The sequence below is a fragment of the Sphingopyxis sp. EU05-FHT14B03 genome (assembly GCF_058790875.1).
Genome location: NZ_JBYTDC010000003.1, coordinates 367,201 through 387,022, shown reverse-complemented (window position 1 = coordinate 387,022; position 19,822 = coordinate 367,201). Strand labels below are relative to the sequence as shown.

General features: G+C 65.5%; 21 protein-coding genes. 16 read left to right on the top strand and 5 right to left on the bottom strand.

Going from position 1 to position 19,822, the window contains the following annotated elements:
* Nucleotides 1-22: 22 nt before the first annotated feature.
* The 3 genes from AC3WS4_RS18430 (at nt 23) to AC3WS4_RS18420 (ending at nt 3,510) form a co-directional block, all read left to right on the top strand.
* The gene (locus AC3WS4_RS18430) at nt 23-931 is read left to right on the top strand and encodes a sulfite exporter TauE/SafE family protein (protein ID WP_187141136.1); all 909 of its coding nucleotides are present in this window, start codon (nt 23-25) and stop codon (nt 929-931) included.
* Nucleotides 928-1,701, top strand: a complete 774-nt coding sequence (locus AC3WS4_RS18425) for a TIGR02186 family protein (protein WP_492737226.1) — start codon at nt 928-930, stop codon at nt 1,699-1,701. Before AC3WS4_RS18430 ends, AC3WS4_RS18425 begins: the two co-directional genes overlap by 4 nt.
* A gap of 93 nt (nt 1,702-1,794) precedes the next feature.
* A complete protein-coding gene (locus AC3WS4_RS18420; RefSeq protein ID WP_492737224.1) occupies nt 1,795-3,510 on the top strand; it encodes an ATP-binding protein in 1,716 nt (571 codons plus the stop codon).
* Between the two features lie 122 nt (nt 3,511-3,632).
* Here AC3WS4_RS18420 and AC3WS4_RS18415 read toward each other — a convergent pair whose 3' ends face one another.
* The 3 genes from AC3WS4_RS18415 to AC3WS4_RS18405 all read right to left on the bottom strand — a co-directional run bounded on the left by AC3WS4_RS18415 (nt 3,633) and on the right by AC3WS4_RS18405 (nt 5,762).
* The gene (locus AC3WS4_RS18415) at nt 3,633-4,019 is read right to left on the bottom strand and encodes a VOC family protein (RefSeq protein ID WP_492737222.1); all 387 of its coding nucleotides are present in this window, start codon (nt 4,017-4,019) and stop codon (nt 3,633-3,635) included.
* Between the two features lie 45 nt (nt 4,020-4,064).
* On the bottom strand, nt 4,065-5,198 hold the full coding sequence (locus AC3WS4_RS18410) for a cell wall hydrolase (protein ID WP_187141139.1): 1,134 nt from the start codon (nt 5,196-5,198) through the stop codon (nt 4,065-4,067).
* A 141-nt stretch (nt 5,199-5,339) separates the two neighbouring features.
* On the bottom strand, nt 5,340-5,762 hold the full coding sequence (locus tag AC3WS4_RS18405) for a GFA family protein (protein WP_492737220.1): 423 nt from the start codon (nt 5,760-5,762) through the stop codon (nt 5,340-5,342).
* Nucleotides 5,763-5,818: 56 nt separating this feature from the next.
* On the opposite strand from AC3WS4_RS18405, the gene AC3WS4_RS18400 reads away from it, so the two are divergent.
* Complete coding sequence (locus AC3WS4_RS18400) at nt 5,819-6,397, top strand: hypothetical protein (RefSeq protein ID WP_492742919.1); 579 nt, start codon at nt 5,819-5,821, stop codon at nt 6,395-6,397.
* Here the strand turns inward: AC3WS4_RS18400 and AC3WS4_RS18395 are convergent.
* A complete protein-coding gene (locus AC3WS4_RS18395; protein WP_492737216.1) occupies nt 6,387-7,280 on the bottom strand; it encodes an FkbM family methyltransferase in 894 nt (297 codons plus the stop codon). The two genes, AC3WS4_RS18400 and AC3WS4_RS18395, sit on opposite strands and share 11 nt — an antisense overlap.
* Nucleotides 7,281-7,600: 320 nt before the next feature.
* Here AC3WS4_RS18395 and rimP point away from each other — a divergent pair, with 320 nt between their 5' ends.
* The 6 genes from rimP to rbfA all read left to right on the top strand — a co-directional run bounded on the left by rimP (nt 7,601) and on the right by rbfA (nt 14,242).
* Nucleotides 7,601-8,149, top strand: a complete 549-nt coding sequence (rimP, locus tag AC3WS4_RS18390; protein ID WP_492737214.1) for a ribosome maturation protein RimP — start codon at nt 7,601-7,603, stop codon at nt 8,147-8,149.
* Nucleotides 8,149-9,756 carry a transcription termination factor NusA gene (nusA, locus tag AC3WS4_RS18385; RefSeq protein WP_056345723.1) on the top strand — a complete coding sequence of 536 codons (1,608 nt, stop codon included), beginning with the start codon at nt 8,149-8,151 and terminating at the stop codon, nt 9,754-9,756. Before rimP ends, nusA begins: the two co-directional genes overlap by 1 nt.
* Entirely contained in the window at nt 9,737-10,507 is a 771-nt protein-coding gene (locus AC3WS4_RS18380) for a DUF448 domain-containing protein (protein ID WP_492737212.1), read from the top strand. Before nusA ends, AC3WS4_RS18380 begins: the two co-directional genes overlap by 20 nt.
* A 17-nt stretch (nt 10,508-10,524) precedes the next feature.
* Nucleotides 10,525-13,074 (top strand): translation initiation factor IF-2, encoded by a 2,550-nt coding sequence (gene infB, locus AC3WS4_RS18375; protein ID WP_492737210.1) that lies wholly within the window; start codon nt 10,525-10,527, stop codon nt 13,072-13,074.
* 187 nt (nt 13,075-13,261) lie between these two features.
* Nucleotides 13,262-13,831, top strand: coding sequence for a DUF1697 domain-containing protein (locus AC3WS4_RS18370; RefSeq protein WP_492737208.1), 570 nt, complete (start codon nt 13,262-13,264; stop codon nt 13,829-13,831).
* Nucleotides 13,832-13,834: 3 nt separating this feature from the next.
* Entirely contained in the window at nt 13,835-14,242 is a 408-nt protein-coding gene (gene rbfA / locus AC3WS4_RS18365; protein WP_492737206.1) for a 30S ribosome-binding factor RbfA, read from the top strand.
* 86 nt (nt 14,243-14,328) lie between these two features.
* Here the strand turns inward: rbfA and AC3WS4_RS18360 are convergent, their stop codons facing one another.
* Nucleotides 14,329-15,759 (bottom strand): WS/DGAT/MGAT family O-acyltransferase, encoded by a 1,431-nt coding sequence (locus tag AC3WS4_RS18360; protein ID WP_492737204.1) that lies wholly within the window; start codon nt 15,757-15,759, stop codon nt 14,329-14,331.
* 126 nt (nt 15,760-15,885) lie between these two features.
* Between AC3WS4_RS18360 and AC3WS4_RS18355 the strand changes: the two genes are divergently transcribed.
* The 6 genes from AC3WS4_RS18355 to rpsO are packed head-to-tail and all read left to right on the top strand — an operon-like array spanning nt 15,886 to nt 19,759.
* Nucleotides 15,886-16,836 carry a bifunctional helix-turn-helix transcriptional regulator/GNAT family N-acetyltransferase gene (locus tag AC3WS4_RS18355; protein ID WP_492737203.1) on the top strand — a complete coding sequence of 317 codons (951 nt, stop codon included), beginning with the start codon at nt 15,886-15,888 and terminating at the stop codon, nt 16,834-16,836.
* Between the two features lie 45 nt (nt 16,837-16,881).
* The gene (locus AC3WS4_RS18350; protein ID WP_492737201.1) at nt 16,882-17,481 is read left to right on the top strand and encodes a thymidine kinase; all 600 of its coding nucleotides are present in this window, start codon (nt 16,882-16,884) and stop codon (nt 17,479-17,481) included.
* The gene (locus AC3WS4_RS18345; protein WP_492737199.1) at nt 17,474-18,013 is read left to right on the top strand and encodes a GNAT family N-acetyltransferase; all 540 of its coding nucleotides are present in this window, start codon (nt 17,474-17,476) and stop codon (nt 18,011-18,013) included. Before AC3WS4_RS18350 ends, AC3WS4_RS18345 begins: the two co-directional genes overlap by 8 nt.
* Before the next feature lie 43 nt (nt 18,014-18,056).
* The gene (locus AC3WS4_RS18340) at nt 18,057-18,476 is read left to right on the top strand and encodes a DUF6491 family protein (protein ID WP_492737197.1); all 420 of its coding nucleotides are present in this window, start codon (nt 18,057-18,059) and stop codon (nt 18,474-18,476) included.
* Between the two features lie 31 nt (nt 18,477-18,507).
* Entirely contained in the window at nt 18,508-19,464 is a 957-nt protein-coding gene (gene truB / locus AC3WS4_RS18335) for a tRNA pseudouridine(55) synthase TruB (RefSeq protein ID WP_492737195.1), read from the top strand.
* Between the two features lie 25 nt (nt 19,465-19,489).
* The gene (gene rpsO / locus AC3WS4_RS18330; RefSeq protein WP_056345752.1) at nt 19,490-19,759 is read left to right on the top strand and encodes a 30S ribosomal protein S15; all 270 of its coding nucleotides are present in this window, start codon (nt 19,490-19,492) and stop codon (nt 19,757-19,759) included.
* Nucleotides 19,760-19,822 lie beyond the last annotated feature (63 nt).

Sequence of the window (19,822 nt, the reverse complement as noted above, 5' to 3'; positions counted from 1 at the left end):
CGCATTTTCGCATTCGGGGCCCATGGATCTCTACCTTCCTGTCGCCAATTTGTCGGTCAATGCGCTGGTCATCATCCTGCTCGGCGGCGGGGTGGGCTTCCTGTCGGGCATGTTCGGCGTCGGCGGCGGTTTCCTGACCACGCCGCTGCTGATCTTCTACGGCATTCCGCCGACGGTCGCGGCGGCATCGGCGGCGACGCAGGTCACCGGCGCCAGCGTGTCGGGTGCGCTCGCGCATCTCGAACGCGACGGGGTCGACCTGCGCATGGGCGCGGTGCTCGTCGCGGGCGGGCTGATCGGCTCGCTGATCGGCGCGGCGCTGTTCGAGCTGCTCACCGCCTGGGGGCAGATCGATACGACGATCAACATTCTTTACGTGGCGCTGCTCGGCTCGGTCGGGTCGTTCATGGCGCGCGAGGCGTGGGGGGCGCTGCGGGCGATGAAGGCGGGGGTGCCGGCCCCGGCGCGCAAGCGGCGGCACCATCCGATGGTCGCCAACCTGCCGCTGCGCTGGCGCTTCTATCGATCGGGCCTCTATATTTCGCCGCTCGCGCCCTTGCTGCTCGGCATGGCCGTCGGGGTGCTGACGATGCTGCTCGGGGTCGGCGGCGGCTTCATCATGGTCCCGGCGATGATTTTTCTGCTCGGCATGGGGACGCAGGTCGTTGTCGGCACCTCGCTGTTCCAGATATTGTTCGTGACGATCGCGACGACGATGGTCCATGCGATGACCACCGGCGCGGTCGACATCGTGCTCGCCGGGCTGCTGCTGATCGGCAGCGTCACCGGGGCGCAGGTCGGCGCGCGTTTCGCGCAAAAGGTGAAGCCCGAATATCTGCGCATGGCGCTCGCGGTGATCGTGCTGCTCGTCGCGCTGCGCATGGCGGTCGACCTCTTCATCCGCCCCGAAGAAATCTACACGGTCCAGTGACCCGCGTCTGCGCCTTGCTGCTGTTGCTGGCTGTGACCTTCTTCGCGACCGGCCCGGCGCGCGCCGACGATCCGCGTCTTGTCCCCGACGTGTCGAGCCGCGCGATCGACATCCAGTACAGTTTCACCGGCGAGGAATTGCTACTCTTCGGCGCGATCCTCTATCCCGGCCAGCGCCTGCCCGACGACCGCGCCGACATCGTCGTCGTGCTGAAGGGGCCGGTGCGGCCGATCGTCCTGCGCGAAAAGAAACGCGTCGCGGGCATCTGGGTCAATGCGAACAGCATCCGCCTGCGTACCTCGCCCGGCTTCTACGCGATCGGCTCGTCGCGGCCGATCGATCAGCTGGTCGACGAGCGCACTGCGGCAATCTTCGAGCTCGGCCTTACCAACCTGTCGATGTCGCCGACGGGCTTTTCGGAGGCTGCCAAACTCGAGCGTTTCGAAAACGGGCTGATCGACCTTTATCGCCGTCTCGGGCTTTTTTACGAGAATCCGGCGGCGGTCGAAATCAGCGAAGGCGTGTTGTACCGCGCGCGCATTCCGGTGCCGGCGCGGGTGCCGGTCGGAACCTATCGCGCCGAGACCTTCCTGATCAGCAAGGGGCGCGTGCTCGCGGTCGCGTCGCGCAACGTCGAGATCCGCAAGGCGGGTTTCGAACGCTTCGTGGCGCTCGCGGCGCAGCGCCATGGCTTTCTCTATGGGCTGGCCGCGGTCGCGCTGTCGCTGCTCCTCGGCTATGCGGCGTCGGCAGCCTTCAAGCGGCGCTAACCCCTCGATTTCGCCGATCATAAGCGCTTTCTTTACCATCAGATGCGATACCGGTGTCCGGGGTCATGAAACGACACGGGCGGGGCAGTTTTGATGGATATGCAAGGTGGCGGGTACAAGGCCGGGGAAGCTGCGCCGGTGCAGCACGTCCGGCTGGCTGGCGGCGTCGCGACCGCAGCGCCGGTCAACCCCGCCGCCGTACATCATCGCGACGACCTGTTGGTCGGCGAAGTTATTGATATTTCGGGCTCCGCTTCGCGCATTCTGCTCGACGTAGGGGCGCTGCAGCGTCTGTCGGATTCGGGCGATCCGGCGGTCGCCATGGCGGGCCAGGTCGGCGCGCAGATCAAGGTTCGCGTCGGCAATGTCTGGCTGCTCGCCAGCATTCGCGACCAGCAATTGCACGAGCGCAGCGAAGGGCTGATCCTTGCCTCGATCGACTTTCTGGGGGAAGGCGACGAAGAAAAGCTGACCGGCCGCATCCACAATTTCCGCCGCGGCGTCACCCGCTATCCGATTCCCGGCAGCCAAGCCTATGCGGCGACCAGCGCGGACCTCAAGCAAATCTATGCCGCCGACGACCGCGCGCATGTCGAGATCGGAACCGTCTATCCGACCAAGGATATTCGCGGGTCGCTCTATGTCGACGCGATGCTGGGCAAGCATTTCGCGCTGCTCGGATCGACCGGCACCGGCAAATCGACCAGCGCCGCGCTGATCCTCCACAAGATTTGCGAACAATCGCCGCAGGGCCATATCGTGATGATCGACCCGCACGGCGAATATTCGGCGGCGTTCAAGAACACCGGCGCGCTGTTCGACGTCGACAATCTCGCCATGCCCTATTGGCTGATGAACTTCGAAGAACATTGCGAGGTGTTCGTCACCAGCGAGGGCCGCGATCGCCAGGGCGACTGCGATGTGCTCGCCAAGTGCCTGCTGATGGCGCGGCAGAAGAACCGGCTGGCCGAGGGCATGACCAAGCTCACCGTCGATTCGCCGATCCCCTATCTGTTGTCCGACCTGCTCAACATATTGCAGAACGAGATGGGCCGGCTCGACAAGGCGTCGTCGAGCGCGCCCTTCATGCGGATCAAGGGCAAGATCGAGGAAATGCGTGCCGACCCGCGTTATAATTTCATGTTCTCGGGCATGCTCGTCGCCGACACGATGGCCAATTTCATCGGCAAGATTTTTCGCCTGCCGTCGGACGGCCGGCCGATTTCGATCATCGACGTGTCGGGGGTCCCCTCGGACATCACCGCCGTCGTCGTCGCGGTGCTGTCGCGCCTGACCTTCGACTATGCGATCTGGTCGCGCGGCGAGCCGCAACGCCCGATCCTGCTCGTCTGCGAAGAGGCGCATCGTTATATTCCCGCCAAGGACGTCGGCCAGGGCCAGGCGGTGCGCAAGATCCTCGAACGCATCGCCAAGGAAGGCCGCAAATATGGTGTCTCGCTGGGCCTGATCACCCAGCGCCCGTCGGATCTGGCCGAAGGCGTGCTGTCGCAGTGCGGCACGATCATCTCAATGCGCCTCAACAACGAACGCGACCAGCATTTCGTCAAGGCGGCGATGCCCGAAGGCGCGCGCGGCTTCATCGATTCGATCCCGGCGCTGCGCAACCGCGAATGCATCATCTGCGGCGAAGGCGTGTCGATTCCGATCCGCGTCTATCTCGATACCCTCGAAGAGGACAAGCGCCCGGCGTCGAGCGATCCGCTCTTCTCGAAACTATGGCGCGAGACCGGCGGCGAGGCCGAGATTCTCGAACGCGTCGTCAAGCGCTGGCGCAGCCAGGGGCGTTGATCTTCTTCGCCTGACGGCGAAGGTGGCACCGGCCCGCTCCCCCACCCGGCCTCTCACAGGATATGGGAGGCCGGGTGGGGGAGCGGGCCGGTGCCGCGTCCGGCGCTAGCCGGACATGGAAATCAACCCGCCGCGGGTTCCCACAATTCGATCGGATTGCCTTCAGGATCGAAAACGCGCGCAAAGCGGCCGAGGCTCGGGTCATCCCATTCGGGTTTGGTGATCACCTCGTCGCCCGCGGCGCGAAACGGGGCGAGCACGGCGTCGAGGTTGTCGACGCGCAGGTTGATCATATGCTGCCGGTCGGCTGGGAAATAGTCGCTGTCGGCCTTGAAGGGTTCGAAGACGAGCGGCCCTGCCGCGACGTTCCACACCCATTCGTTGGGCGCGACGCTCTCGTCGGCGCTGCAACCGCCGCCGATGCCCAGACGCTCGCGATACCAGGTCTTGAGCGCGACCGGGTCGTTCGACCGGAAAAACAGCCCGCCGATGCCCTTCACATGTCCCATGACAAACCTCCCTGTCGGTGATGGGGGCAGGCTAGGCCTAACGGGTCAGCGAATCCACTCTCCGCTCTTGTTATATTCCTCGCGGACCTGTCCCGACTGGTTGAGCCGCGGGTCTGCGTAGGTTTTCGCGGGCGCGGCAGGTGTCGCCACCGGGGTACCGATCGCGCGTTCGCCTTGCGCCATCGCCTGCGGCGTCGGCGCGGGGGCGACGTTGGGCAACGGCGCGAGCGTGCCGCTGCCTTCGGGAAGCAGGCCCGTCGGCGCGGCGCCCTGGCCCTTTAGGATCGCGAGTTGCTGGGCGACCGGCAGATAGGGGCCGGGCACCGGCTCGCGGCCGAGATACGGCGCGCGAAATGCATCGGGCATGCCCCAGCGGCCGCGCCAGCGGTGGAAGATATGCGCGCCGACGATATTGGTCATCACCAGGCTCTTGCCCCAGCGCGGCCAGATCGCCTGCGTATGATAATGGGTGGCGAGGCCGACGCCGGGAAAGACATAGCCGCCGAGCGCCGCCGCCGCGATGCGGCTGGCGCGCAGCCAGTTGTCGCGGCTCGGCGCGCGCGCCATCGCGCCGTCGCAACTGAAGGTGAACTGACACACCCCGGCGCGCTGCGATCCCTGGAACACGACGCCGCAGATCGTGTTGGGAAAGCTCGGATGGCGGGCGCGGTTGACGATGACCTGCGCGACCCCGCGCATACCGTCGTCGCTTTCCGACGCGGCTTCGTAATAGATCGCCGAGGTCAGGCAATAATGGGCGCGTTCGCGGTCGAGCGCGGTGACGCCGCGAAACACATAGGGTTTGGCGGGCGGTCCGACAAAGGCCTCCTGGCGCAGCGTCGCCGGATCGACCCCGGGGGTTGCGGTCGCGTCGGCCCATCCGACGCTGCCCGGATCGGGAAGCGTCGGGTCGAGTTTTAGCGCGTCCTCATAATCCCCGGCGTTCATGATCGCCCAGCGAGTGGGGTCGTAGACTTTGAAAGTCAGCGGGACGCTGACGCTATAGGGGCCGGGGACATAGGCGCGCAGCTGCCCCGTCGTCGCGACGAGCGCGAAGCAGGCGAGCAGGCTGGCAAAGGCGAGGCCGATCCACCAGCGTCGCCGGGGTCCACGCGGCGCGGCGTCGCGCGCCGGGTCGAGCCAGGGCGATCGCGCCGAGAGGTTGAATTCGGGCTTCATGCGTCAAATGCGTCTCGTGCCCGCTCCGTGCGACCGATTCGCGCGGGGTCGGGCAGTCTGCCTTATGCCAAGAGGTGCGAACAAAATGTTGCGCGGCGCTGCGGCTGTCCCGCACGGGGACAGAATCGCACCGGCCTAGCTTTAGCCCACCCCGAATTTCGCCATAACCTCGGCTCCGGTCAGCCGTTCGCGCGTCCCGGTGAACGCATAATAGGCCGGTTTTTCGTCGATGAAGATTTCTTCGACCATGGCAAAGCCATCGGTGCCGCCGAACAGCCCGGCGGTGAAGGAATAGCTCGCTTTCGGCTTATAGAAAAAGAACAGGTGCGTTCCGCATTGGCGACAAAAGCCGCGCTCGGCCCATTCGGAGGAGGCATAGCGGCCGATATGCTCGGCCCCCTCGATCTCGGGGTCGGTGACCATGCGCAGCGACAGCAGCGCGCTGCCGCCCCAGCGCCGGCACATGCCGCAGTGACAGGCATCGACATGCGGTTCGGGCGGCGTCGTCCGCACCGTCACCGCGCCGCACAGGCACTGGCCTTCGAGTTTGTTTGCCGCCGTCATAGGAGCCTCCGTTCGCCGCGCTTGCGGTTTTTTAGCAAGCGTCATCCAAAAGGGAAATGCTGCCGGCCGTTAGGCGGTCGTTGACGCCGGCGGGCTATGGCATCGCCATGACCGGCACCGCCATTCCCAGCTATCGGCGCAGTGCGCGAACCGACTACCGCATGTGGCTGCTGCTCGCCTTCGGCCTCGCCTTTTTCTGGGCGGGGTCGGCGATCGATCCGGCGGATAACTGCAGCGCGGACGGCCGCGAGTGCGCGCCCTGGCTGGTGCCGCTGGCGCAGGGTTTCGGGGCGCTGGTCGGACTCGGCGCCGCGCTCAACATGCTCGCCAACCCGAACCGTGGCAGCTTCGTCGATCCCGCGACCGGCGATCTTGTTTGGTGGCAGGGACGGGTTGGCGCGTCGAGTGGCGACGAAGGGCGCATCCACCCCTCGCGCATCGGCAAGATCCGCATCGTGCGGCAGGACGAGAGCGATGACGCGGTGTCGCTTTATGATCTCGAGGGCGAACGGTTGTTCTGGTTCGATGCCGAGGTCATTCCCTGGCCTTATGAGCGCTGGGCCGAACGGCTCGCGGGGCAGTGGCCGCATATCGTGGTGGAAACAGAGGGCTGGCCGGACGTGATCAGGGCCTGACGACGACCAGATCCGAAAAATCGATTGCCATCAACGCGTCGTCATTGTCGTATCGCGTCAGATTCGCATCGGTGTCGAGCCGGTAGATGATCAGCCCCAATTCGCGAAGCGTTCTCAGCATTGCCCGCGCCTTTTCCGCGTCCAGGATCGGGGGCACGAACTCCATCAGCATCTTCAGATTTTTCGACCGCGCCAATATCTCGCGCGCGCCGTCGATGATTTCGGGTTCATGACCCTCGGCGTCCATTTTCATGAAATCGATCCCGGGGCAGCCGTGCATGACCGCGTCGAGCGTGTCGACCGGCACCGCGACTTCGTGCGAGGCGCGTCCCGTTTCGCGTTCGGTATGTTCGACAAAGGCCGAGGAGATGTCGCGGATCGTCGAGGTCGCCTCATAGCCCGGAAAGACACGCAGCATCGCCTCGCCCTGACGGTTCGATAGCGCGATGCGATGGCGGCGGGCGATACCGCCAAAACCATTGTTGTGCAGATTGTCGGACATCAGCGCATAGGCGGTCGGATTTGGCTCGAACGCCCAGATCTGGCCACCCGGCTGCGCGCGCCACGCGCCGAGTACCGAATAAAAACCGGTGTTCGCCCCGACGTCGACGACGACGTCGCCGGGCTGGATCAAGGAAACGAGCAGCCGGCTGTTGTGCGGTTCGACCATCCCGAAGTGGAGGATGTTGGGCGTGACGATCATGTCGCGGGTCGACGCGAGAAAGCTATGCCCGGTCCACAATTGGGTCATCACGATTTCCCGCCCCATATAGACCCCCGACATCGGGTTGGCCTTGGGCGGAAGCGGCCCGAAATCGCTGGCTCCATCGATCAGGTCGGCAAAGGGCCGGGGCGCGGGCGAGCTGGCGTTTTGGGCTTGCATGTCGTTAGCATAACAGCTTGCGACATAGGAAGTCGCGGAAAAATAGTATGAAAATGGCGGTACCAAAAGGGCCGCGGTCGCTGGGTGGAATTACGAAAAGGCAAGGGGGGAAGGCGTTGATGGGCGCCACCATTTGGTATGGCGATGCGGGGTTGGCTCCGGGCCTCCACAGCCGGCGGCATTCCCCCCTTGCCCGAATCCCCCGCACCGCCTATATGCGCCCTACTTCTTGACATGGTTAGCCAGTTGGGACGTCGGGGCCGCGGGCCGCGGCGGCTATTCCCGCATGGTTTTCCGCCCAACCGTTTTGAAAGACCCGCTTGGCCGATCTCGACGTTCTCAATGCGATCATCGCCCCCGAAGCCGAAGCGCTCGGCCTTGCGCTGGTGCGCGTCGCCTTTTTTGGCGGCGAGAGCGATCCGACGCTGCAGGTGATGGCCGAACGGCCGGAGACGCGCCAGCTGACGATCGAGGATTGCGCCGAATTGTCGCGCCGCATCTCGGCCCAGCTCGACGCGCTCGAGGAAGCGGGCAAAGACCCGATCGAGGTGGCGTACCGCCTCGAAGTGTCGTCGCCCGGCATCGACCGGCCGCTGACCCGCAACAGCGACTTCGCCGACTGGGCGGGGCATGAGGCGAAGGTCACGCTCAAGGAAAAATTGAACGGGCGTCAGCGTTTCAACGGGCTGCTCGCCGGGATCGATGGCGATGACCTCGTCACCATCGTCGACAAGGAAGAGGTCGAGCACAAGCTGCCGTTCGACGCGATCGACACGGCGAAGCTCGTCCTCACCGACAAATTGATTGCCGCAACCATCCCGCTGTCGCTCGACGGCGCGGACGAACTGGAAGAAGAAGGACAGGACTGATGGCCACTGCCATTTCCGCCAACCGCGCCGAGCTGCTCGCCATTGCCAATTCGGTGGCCAGCGAGAAGATGATCGACAAGGGCATCGTCATCGAGGCGATCGAGGAAGCGATCCAGCGCGCGGCGCGCGCCCGCTACGGCGCCGAGAACGACATCCGCGCCAAGCTCGACGTCCAGACCGGCGATCTTCGTTTGTGGCGCGTCGTCGAGGTCGTCGAGACCGTCGAGGATTATTTCAAGCAGGTCGATCTCACCGCCGGGCAGAAGCTGCAGAAGGACGCCCAGCTCGGCGACTTCATCGTCGACCCGCTGCCCGCAGTCGATCTGGGCCGCATCGACGCCCAGTCGGCGAAGCAGGTGATCTTCCAGAAGGTCCGCGAAGCCGACCGCGAACGCCAGTATGAAGAGTTCAAGGACCGCGCCAGCGAGCTGATCACCGGCGTCGTCAAGTCGGTCGAATTCGGCCACATCGTCGTCAACCTCGGCCGCGCCGAAGGTGTCATCCGCCGCGACCAGCAGATCCCGCGCGAACTGATGCGCGTCGGCGATCGCGTTCGGGCGCTGATCCTGTCGGTGCGCCGCGAAAACCGCGGCCCGCAGATTTTCCTCAGCCGCGCACACCCCGACTTCATGAAAAAGCTGTTCGCGCAGGAAGTTCCCGAAATCTACGATGGCATCATCGAGATCAAGGCCGCTGCCCGTGACCCGGGCTCGCGCGCCAAGATCGGTGTGATCAGCTATGACGGCTCGATCGATCCCGTCGGCGCCTGCGTCGGTATGAAGGGCAGCCGCGTCCAGGCGGTCGTCCAGGAAATGCAGGGCGAAAAGATCGACATCATCCCCTGGTCCGAAGACACCGCGACCTTCGTCGTCAACGCGCTCCAGCCCGCGACGGTGCAGCGCGTCGTGATCGACGAGGACGACGGCCGCATCGAAGTCGTCGTTCCCGACGACCAGCTGTCGCTCGCCATCGGCCGCCGCGGCCAGAACGTCCGTCTCGCCAGCCAGCTGACCGGCAGCCAGATCGACATCATGACCGAGGCCGACGCGAGCGAAAAGCGCCAGCGCGAATTCGTCGAACGCTCGACGATGTTCCAGGAAGAGCTCGACGTCGACGAAACGCTCGCGCAGCTGCTCGTCGCCGAAGGCTTCGGCGAGCTCGAGGAAGTGGCCTATGTGTCGCTCGACGAGCTGGCGAGCATCGAAGGTTTCGACGACGAACTCGGCCAGGAACTGCAGAGCCGCGCCACCGAAGCGCTTGAGCGCCGCGAAGAGGCCGCGCGCCAGGAACGCCGCGGCCTGGGTGTCGAGGACGATCTCGCCGAAATCCCGCACCTGACCGAAGCGATGCTCGTCGTGCTCGGCAAGGCCGGGATCAAGACGCTCGACGACCTCGCCGACCTCGCCACCGACGAACTGATCGCCAAGAAGCGTCAGGACAATCGCCGCGGTCCGGCGCGCGAGCGCACCGAGGACAAGGGCGGCGTGCTCGGCGAATATGGCCTGTCCGAAGAGCAGGGCAACGAGATCATCATGGCGGCGCGCGCGCACTGGTTCGAAGACGAACCCGCAACCGGGGAGGCCGCTGATGCGGACCCCGCACAATGATCAACTGAGCGAACCAGACCGCGCTGGTCGGCGCGGCCAGCATGTGCCCGAGCGGCGCTGCGTCATCACCGGCGAGGTTTCGCCGGCGGAGCAACTCGTGCGCCTCGCGCTCGGTCCCGACGGCAGCATCGCGCCCGACGTCCATGGCAAGGCGCCGGGGCGCGGCGCGTGGATCGGCGTCACCCGTGCTGAACTCGAAGCGGCGCAGGCAAAGGGCAAGCTGAAAAGCGGGCTCGCGCGTGCGTTGCACGAGGGCCAGTTCACCATCCCCGACGACCTCGGCGCGCGCATAGCGGCGCAGCTCGAACGCGCGACGCTCGACCGGCTGGGGCTCGAATCGCGCTCGGGCACCTTGCTGAGCGGCAATGAAAAGATCGAAACCGCGGCACGCAAGGGCCAGGTTCGCCTGCTCCTCCATGCCAGCGATGCGGGCGAGGACGGGCGCAAGAAACTGGCGCAGGCGTGGCGGGTCGGCGAGGACGATGAGGGCTCGGGTCGCGAGGGGCGGGTCTTGCCGGTGGACCGCGGCACCCTATCTATGGCATTGGGTCGCGAGAATGCGGTGCATCTGGCGATAACCGATGCCCGCGCTGCGGCGCGTGTGCTTGCGCATTTGAGCCGCTGGCAGTTTTTCACAGGATGGAGTAGGGACGCGGCCAACCGCGATTCCGACCCGCACAACCCGTCGTCCGACGATGGGGCAGAAATTGGGGCGGGGCCAGATGGCACCGCCGCTTCGGACGCGTTTTGAAGGAATGATGGTTTTCGATGAGTGACGAACAGGACAAACCGACCCTTACCCGCAAGCCCCTGGGGCTGAAGCGGACGGTCGAGGCCGGACAGGTGCAGCAGCAATTCAGCCACGGCCGCCGCAATACGGTGGTGGTCGAGGTGAAGCGTCGCCGCGTGCTCGGTCGTCCCGGCGAAGCCGCGCCCGAGCCGGTGGTCGAAGAGGTTCAGGCCGCTCCGGCGCCTGCGCCCGCCCCTGCGCCGGCCCCTGCGCCAGCTCCCCCCGCGCCGAAGCGTGCGAGCGAGAACGACAGCCTGATGTCGCGCCAGGAACGCCAGGCGCAGCTGCTGCGCGAGGCCGAAGAGGCGCGCATGAATTCGCAGGAAGAAACGCGCCGCCGCGAAGAGGCCGCGCGCGTCCGCGCCGCCGAGGAACAAAAGGCCCGCGCCGAAGCGCCGGTGGCCGAACCCGTCGCCGCGCCCGCGGTCGAAGCGGCGCCCGCCGTGGAAGCGCCCGTCGCCAAGGCCGAGGAAGTCGAAGCGGCACCCGCACCCGCACCGGCAACCGCGCCCGCGCCGCGCGCCGCGCCGAGCGCGGCCCCCGCGCCGCGCCGCTTCACCCCGGTCGAGGCGCCGAAGCGTCCCGAACCCAAGCGCCCCGAACCCAAGGCGAACCGCGGCGCCGACAACCGCCGCCAGTCGGGCAAGCTGACCGTCACCCGCGCGCTGAACGACGACGAGGGCGCCCGCGCGCGCAGCCTCGCGGCGCTGAAGCGCGCCCGCGAAAAGGAAAAGCGCTCGCACACCACCTCGTCGGGCCCGCGCGAGAAGCAGGTCCGTGAAGTCGTCGTGCCCGAAAGCATCACGGTCGCCGAACTGGCCAACCGCATGGCCGAAAAGACCAGCGACCTGATCAAGGCGCTGTTCAAGATGGGCGTCCCGTCGGCCAGTACCGACACGATCGACCAGGACACCGCCGAACTGCTCGTCACCGAATTCGGGCACGAGATCACGCGCGTCAGCGAAGGCGATATCGACATCCGCCACGATGAGGATGTCGACGATGCCGATCATCTGAAGCCGCGCGCACCGGTCGTCACGATCATGGGCCATGTCGATCACGGCAAGACCTCGCTGCTCGACGCGCTGCGCGGCGCCAATGTGCAGGCCGGCGAAGCCGGCGGCATCACCCAGCATATCGGCGCCTACCAGGTGAAGACCCCCGACGGCAGCCTGGTGACCTTCCTCGATACCCCGGGTCACGAGGCGTTCACCGAAATGCGCCAGCGCGGCGCCAACGTCACCGACATCGTCATCCTGGTGGTCGCCGCCGACGACGGGCTCAAGCCGCAGTCGATCGAGGCGATCAAGCATGCGAAGGCGGCCGGCGTGCCGATCATCGTCGCGATCAACAAGGTCGACAAGGAAGGCGCCAACCCGCAACGCGTCCGCGAACGCCTGCTCGAACATGAGCTGGTGGTCGAGGAAATGGGCGGCGACGTGCAGAATGTCGAAGTGTCGGCGCTCAAGAAGACCGGCCTCGACAAATTGCTCGAAGCGATCGCGGTGCAGGCCGAGATCATGGAGCTCAAGGCCAATCCCGACCGCGCCGCCGAAGGCACGGTGATCGAGGCCAAGCTCGACAAGGGCCGCGGTCCGGTGGCGACGATTCTCGTTCGCCGCGGCACGCTCAAGGTCGGCGACATCTTCGTCTGCGGCGCCGAAAGCGGCCGCGTTCGCGCGCTGATCGACGACAAGGGGCAGCAGATCAAGACCGCCGGTCCGTCGATGCCGGTCGAGGTGCTCGGCCTCGGCGGTGTGCCGATGGCGGGCGACATCCTCACCGTCGTCGAGAACGAGGCGCGCGCGCGCGAAGTCGCGGCCTATCGCCAGGAACAGGCGACCCGCAAGCGTACCGTTCAGGCACCGGTCAGCCTCGAGGGCATGTTCGAGGCGCTGGCCGACAAGACCAATGTCATCCAGTATCCGGTGGTCATCAAAGGCGATGTGCAGGGCAGCGTCGAGGCGATCGTCAATGCGCTCAACAAGCTGTCGACCGACGAGATCCGCGTTCGCGTGCTCCATTCGGGTGCTGGCGCCATCACCGAAAGCGATGTGACGCTGGCGGCGGCGACCAAGGCGCCGATCATCGGCTTCAACGTCCGTCCGAACGCCAAGGCGCGCGAGATCGCCAAGCGCGAAAAAGTGCGCTTCCTCTATCACGACGTCATCTATCACCTGACCGACGAGATCCGGAAGGAAATGGCGGGCGAGCTGGGTCCGGAGCGGATCGAAACCGTCGTTGGGCGTGCCGAGGTCAAGGACGTCTTCCCGGCCGGCAAGCGCGACAAGGCTGCGGGCCTGCTCGTGCTCGAAGGCGTCATCCGCAAGGGGCTGCACGCACGCCTCACGCGCGCCGACGTCATCGTCTCGGCAACGACCATCGCGTCGCTCCGCCGCTTCAAGGACGACGTCGCCGAAGTGCGCGCCGGTCTGGAATGCGGTGTCGTGCTGTCGGATACCAACGACATCAAGGCCGGCGACAACCTCGAAGTGTTCGAAGTCGAGATGCGCGAACGGACGCTGTAACGGCGAGGTGGCATGGCCGGGGAAGGCAGGGACCAGCAGGACGGCGACGAGGCAGGGTGGGAGCGCGAGGCTCTCGGATGCCTCGGCGACGGCTGCTTGTTCGGGTGCCTTCCTCTCGGCGCGGGGCTGAGCGCGGTGTTTGTGGTGGCGGGGCACGGTCTTTGGCAGGCCGCGCATCCCTATTTCCTTGTGTGAGGCTCTCGATATCGCTCGTTACGTCGCCTTGTTCGGCAGCATCAACGTCGGCGGCAACCGGCTGAAGATGGTCGACCTGCGCTCGGCGTTCGAGGCCGAGGGCTTCAGCAATGTCGAGACCGTCGTGGCAAGCGGCAATGTGCTGTTCGACCATGATGCGCGGCCGACGCGCGGGCTTGAGGAAAAGCTTGGCTTGATGGTCGACGACCGTTTCGACATGACGAGCGCGGTGCTCGTGCGCGACCGGGACGAACTGGCGTCGGCGATTTCGGACAATCCGTTCGCGGGCACGAACGAGGACAAGTTCGTCCATACGATGTTCCTGAGTGATCAGCCGACACCGGCGCAGTTCGAGCAGCTGGTTGGCGATCATCTTGGCCGCGGGGGCGAGAAACTGGCGCTCGGCAAGCGCATGCTGTTCCTCGACTATGGCGACGGCGTCGCCGACAGCAAGCTGACCGGCGCCTTCATCGAAAGGCGCTTGGGATGCAAAGGCACCGCGCGTAACATGCGCTCGATCGCGCGGATCGTCGCGAAACTGGACGAAGAGGCAAAGGGTTAGGCGATGAAGACCGAAAAGGACAAAGGCCCCTCGGTCCGCGCGCTGCGCGTCGGCGAACAGGTGCGCCACCTGCTCAGCGAAATCCTCGCGCGCGGTGACGTCCATGACGATGTGCTCACCCGGCATCCGGTGAGCGTCACTGAAGTCCGCATGTCGCCCGACCTGCGCCACGCGACGGTGTTCATCAAATCTTTGCTCGGCAAGGAGGAGGAGGCGGTGCTCAAGGCGTTGCGCACCAACACCGCCTGGCTGCAAAAGAGCGTCGCCGAAAAGATGCGCATGAAATATGCCGCGAAGCTGAAATTTCTGAGCGACGAAAGCTTCGACGAGGCGAGCCACATCGAAAAATTGCTGCGCGATCCCAAGGTGGCCCGGGATTTGGCTGCCCCTGAAGATCACAGCGACGCTTGATCTCCGTTCGTGTCGAGCGAAGTCGAGACACCCCGAAAGACAGCGCCAAGCCGAGGGGCATCTCGACTTCGCTCGATGCGAACGGTCTAGGTTTTGGACTTCGGCGCCTTGATCCCTGCCGCCGCCTCCAGCTCGACCAGCGCTTCTTCCAGATAATCGATCATCCGCTGCGCGTGCGGCACGCTGCGGCGGCACGCGGTGATGCCGAAGTCGATATTCTCGAAATTCGACACCTGGGTGATGTTCATCGCCATGCCGTCGACAGGGATGCTCGCGGGGTACATGCCGTCGAGGCGCGCGCCGTTCCAGTACATCTGCTCGCGCGGGCCGGGGACGTTCGAGATCGTCACCGAATAGGCCGGGAATTTGTCGGCGGTGCGGGTCAGCGCGGTGAGCATCATCGGAAAGCTGGTGATCGCGGTATAGAGCTGGATCTGCGACGCGGTCATCGCGCGCAGCTGCGCCTTCGCCGAGTTCATCGATTCCTGGATCGCCGCCATGCGCGTCGCCGGGTCGTCGATATGCGTCGCGAGGTTCGCGGTCACCGACGCGACCGAATTGCCCGAATCGATATCGTCCTTGGGCCGGATCGACACCGGCGCCATGGCTTTCAGCGGCTTGTCGGGCAGCTCGTTCAGCGACTGCAGATATTTGCGCATCGCCCCCGCGCACATGCCGAGCACCGCGTCGTTGATCGTGCCGTCATAGGCCTTGCCGACCCGCCGTACGCGTTCGAGCGACCAGCTCTGCGCGACGAAGCGGCGCGCGCCGGTGATGTTGCGGTTGAAGCTGGTGCGCGGCACGCCCGCGAACGGCGTGACCAGCCCCTCGCCGCCGAGCCCGACCATCGCCGCGACATATTGGTTGAGCGCCTTGGTCACCCCGACGCTGTTGCCCCATTGCTCCTTCAGGAAATCGCCGATCGCGGCGATGTCGGTCAGGCTGGGGCGCGGCGCCTTTTTCGGCTGCGGGAATTTGCGCTTATAGGCTTCATAGGCCTCGACCGAGAGCGGCGAGGCGGTGCGGCGTTCCTTGGGGTCGGGCGACAGCATCGAATTATAGAAATGGATGCTCGCCGCGCCGTCCATCAGCGCGTGGTGGATTTTCTTGAAGGTCGCGATCTGCCGGTTGGGCAGGCCCGAGATCAGCGTGATTTCCCACAAAGGACGGGTGCGGTCGAGCAGCCCCGAATGGAGCCGCGAGGCGAGCTCGAACATCTCGCGATAGCGGCCGGGCTTGGGCAGCGCCGAGGCGCGGACATGGTAATGCATGTCGATATCGCGATCGGGTTCGAGCCGGATCGGCCCATATTGGCCGAGCGCGGTCAGCTTCAAGACTTCGCTGAACGGCCGCCGCAGACCTTCGGACTGGCGGAGCAGCGCAAGCTGTTCGTTCAGCCAGTCGGTCTCGTCGACATCGTCGGGCAGGGTGTAAAGGTTGATGCCGCCGATGTGCATCGGCATCTCCCGGCTTTCCCCCACCAGAAACATCGCATCGCTGATCGGCATCAGGCGCATCGGCAGCTCTCCCCACTGATTGTGCTGCGTTAATTGTGCGCAGCATGGCAGGGGGGCGGGGGGAGTCAAGCGGGTGGTCCGCGCCATTTAGTTGACATCGTCAAATAACTGGCGCATCGAATCGCCATGCCATCGGTCAACCTCCCCCAGCCGGACGATCAGGCGCCGGCACCCGACGCCGCCACCGCCGCGCTGCGCCGTTTCAACCGCTTCTACACGCGCTTCGCCGGGGTGCTTGGCCCCGGCTATATGGGCAGCGAGCTGTCGCTGATCGAGGCGCGCATCCTCTATGAAATCGCGACGGGGCAGCCGATCGTCTCGAAGCAGATCGTCGAGACGCTGTCGGTCGACCCCGGCTATCTCAGCCGCATCCTGCGCCGATTTGCCCAGCAGGGCTGGATCGCGCGGACGCGCGGTGCCGACGCGCGCGAGCATCCGATCCGGCTGACCGCCGCGGGCGAGGCGCTGTTTTCGGACCTCGATCGCACCACCGCGGCGTCGACATCGGCAACGCTCGCGCATCTGTCGCGCGACGAGCAGGCCGGGCTTGCCGAGCGACTGGCATGGATCGAGGCACGGCTGGCGGGTACGCCGCTGCCGCCGCCGACGGTCCGTCTGTGGCGACCGGGCGACATGGGCCTGATCACTGCGCAACAGGCGGTCTATTATCGCCACGCCTATGGATGGGGCGATGCGATGGAGGTGCTGGTCGGTGAGATCACGAGCCGCTTCGTTCGCGATTTTCAGGCCGGCCGCGAACAATGCTGGGTCGCCGAACGGCATGGCGAACTGCTCGGCAGCGTCTTCCTCGTCGCCGAGTCGGACAGCGTGGCGCGGCTGCGCCTGCTCTATATCGACGCCGCGGCGCGCGGCCATGGTCTCGGCCGCGATCTCGTCGGGCGCTGCATCGCTTTCGCGCGCGGCGCGGGCTATGCCGAACTGGTGCTCTGGACGCACACGGTCCTCGCACCGGCGCGCGCCATCTATGCGGATCTTGGTTTCGTCATCGAAAAGGTCGAGACCCACGACGAATTCGGCAAGCCCGAACAGAGCGAGCATTGGCGGCTCGCGCTTTAGATCCTGACAACTGGTGCAAGGCCGGCGCCCGCGCTATTGGGCGCCATGGCCAAGCTCTATTTCTACTATGCCAGCATGAACGCCGGCAAATCGACGACGCTGTTGCAGGCGGATTTTAACTATCGCGAGCGCGGCATGGAAACGATGCTGTGGACCGCGGCGCTCGACGACCGGTACGGCGCGGGGCAGGTGACGAGCCGCATCGGCTTGATGGCCGAGGCGCATAAATTCGATCCCGACAGCGACATCGCCGCCGCGGTGCTGTTCGAGAACCGCCAGCGCCCGCTCGCCTGCGTTCTCGTCGACGAGGCGCAATTCCTGACCAAGGCGCAGGTGTTCCAGCTCGCGACGCTCGCCGACGAGGCCAATATCCCGATCCTCTGCTACGGCCTGCGCACCGATTTTTCGGCCGAGCTCTTCCCCGGGTCTGCCGCCCTGCTCGGCATTGCCGACGCGCTCGTCGAGCTGAAGGCGGTGTGCGAATGCGGGCGCAAGGCGACGATGAACCTGCGCGTCGACGAAACCGGCCGCGCGGTGGTCGCGGGCGCGCAGACCGAGATCGGCGGCAACGACCGCTATGTCGCGATGTGCCGGCGCCATTTCATGGCGAAACGGCGCGAGGCCGCGGAGCTGACCGATGCTTGACCGCCTCCATGTCGAACTCGCCGATGGCGACCTCAAACTCGTCAAGCTGGCCGAGGAGCATCGCGACGCGCTGCGCATAGCGTGCGCCGCCGATGCCGATATCTGGCCGATCTATTCGTCGAGCTTCGGCCCCGGTCATTTCGATGCGAGCTTCGATGCGCTGATCGGCAAGGGCGGCCGCATGCCCTATGCGATCTTCGACGGCGACAGGCTCATCGGCATGACCGCCTGGCTGCGCCCCGACATGTCCGCGCAGACGGTCGAGGTCGGCAACTCCTATATCCATCCCGATGCGCGCGGCACGGGTTTCAACGGGCGGGTGAAGCAATTGATGCTCGACCATGCCTTCGCGGTCGGCATCCGCCGCATCGAGTTCCGCATCGACGAGCGCAACACGCGCAGCCAGGCCGCCGTCGCGAAACTGGGCTGCACCAAGGAGGGTACGCTGCGCTCGGAACGCATCACCTGGACCGGATATGTGCGCGACACCGCGCTCTGGTCGCTGCTCGCGGATGAGTGGGTGGTGCGCTAGGGTCAGCACCGGTTCAGACTCGGCCTGTTAGGGGGATGCCATCATGAAACAGAAACTCGCACTCTCCCTGGCCGCCTTGCTGCTCCCCCTTTCGGCAGCGGCGGCCGCCGAGCCGGAGGCGCCGCGCGAAATCGGCGTCGAGGCCAGCATCGCCTTTCCCGCTTATGGCACCGTCCGCAATTTCGAGGCTGACGGCGACGACGGCATCTGGATCGAGGACCAGCGCCGCGACTGGTATTATGCCAAGCTCACCGGCTATTGCCCCGATTTGGATTTCGTTCAGGCGATCGCGATCGACACGCGCGGCACCGCACGGCTCGACAAGTTCGGCGCGATCATCGTGGGCGGCCAACGCTGCGCTTTCACCTCCTTCGTCACCGCCGAAAAGCCGCTGCCGCGCAAGCAGCGGCTGAAGCTGGCCAAGGAAGCGAAGGCCGCCGCGAAAGCCGCCGAGTCAAATTGACGCTGGCGGCGCCGCGCCATAGAGCGCGGCGATGAACGGCTGGATCATCCTCGACAAACCCCTGGGGCTCGGCTCGACGCAGGCGGTCGGCGCGGTCAAGCGCGTGTGCCGCGAGGCTGGGCTGGGCAAGGTCAAGGTCGGCCATGGGGGGACGCTCGACCCGCTCGCTACCGGGGTGCTGCCGATCGCGCTCGGTGAGGCGACCAAGCTGTGCGGGCGGATGCTCGACGCGAGCAAGATCTACGACTTCACGATCCGCTTCGGCGTCCAGACCGACGGGCTCGATGCCGAGGGCGAAGTCGTCGCGACGAGCGCCGTGCGGCCGACGCTGGCCGACATCGCGGCGGTGTTGCCGCGCTTCACCGGGCCGATCGAACAGGTGCCGCCAGCGTACAGCGCGATCAAGATCGACGGCCAGCGGGCCTATGACCTGGCGCGCAAGGGCGAAGCGGTCGAGATGAAGGCGCGGGGCGTTACGATCTATTCCCTTCGTCATGCCGGACTTGATCCGGCATCCATTGCGGCGACGGAAGCATGGACCCCGGATGAAGTCCGGGGTGACGATGACGGGGGAGCGCGGCTTAAAGAAATCACCCTCACCGCGCACGTCTCCAAGGGCACTTATATCCGCAGCCTGGCGCGCGACATCGCGCATGCGGTCGGCACCGTCGGCCACGTTACGATGCTCCGCCGCACCAAGGCCGGACCGTTCGATCTGGAACAGGCGATTTCGCTGGACAAATTGAACGCGTTCGGCCAAGGCGCCGCGCAATCAGAAGTCATTCTGCCGCTCGAGGCAGGGCTGGTCGACATCCCGGCTCTGAACCTTTCCCCGGAAGCGGCAGGGGCGATCCGTCAGGGTCGTGTCTGGACCGGGGTAGCTACGGACGACGGGCTCTATTGGGGACGCGACGACGACAATCGTCCGATCGCCCTGATCGAGGCTTTGGCGGGAACGCTGAAGGTCGTGCGCGGCTTCAATCTTTAAGCCATGATGTTCGAGGAACAGATATATGTCGATTACCGCCGAGCGTAAAACCGAAGTCATCAATGACAATGCCCGCACCAAGGGCGATACCGGGTCGCCGGAAGTCCAGGTCGCGATCCTGACCGACCGCATCAACAACCTGACCGGTCACTTCAAGGCGAACCACAAGGACAATCACAGCCGCCGCGGGCTGCTGATGATGGTCAACAAGCGCCGCAGCCTCCTCGACTATCTGAAGAAGAAGGACGAGGCCCGCTATCAGGCGATCATCGCCAAGCTCGGCTTGCGTAAATAAGAGTTTCTGGCGGCCCCGGATTTCCGGGGCCGCTGTCATATTGGCTGTCCGCAAAAATGCGCG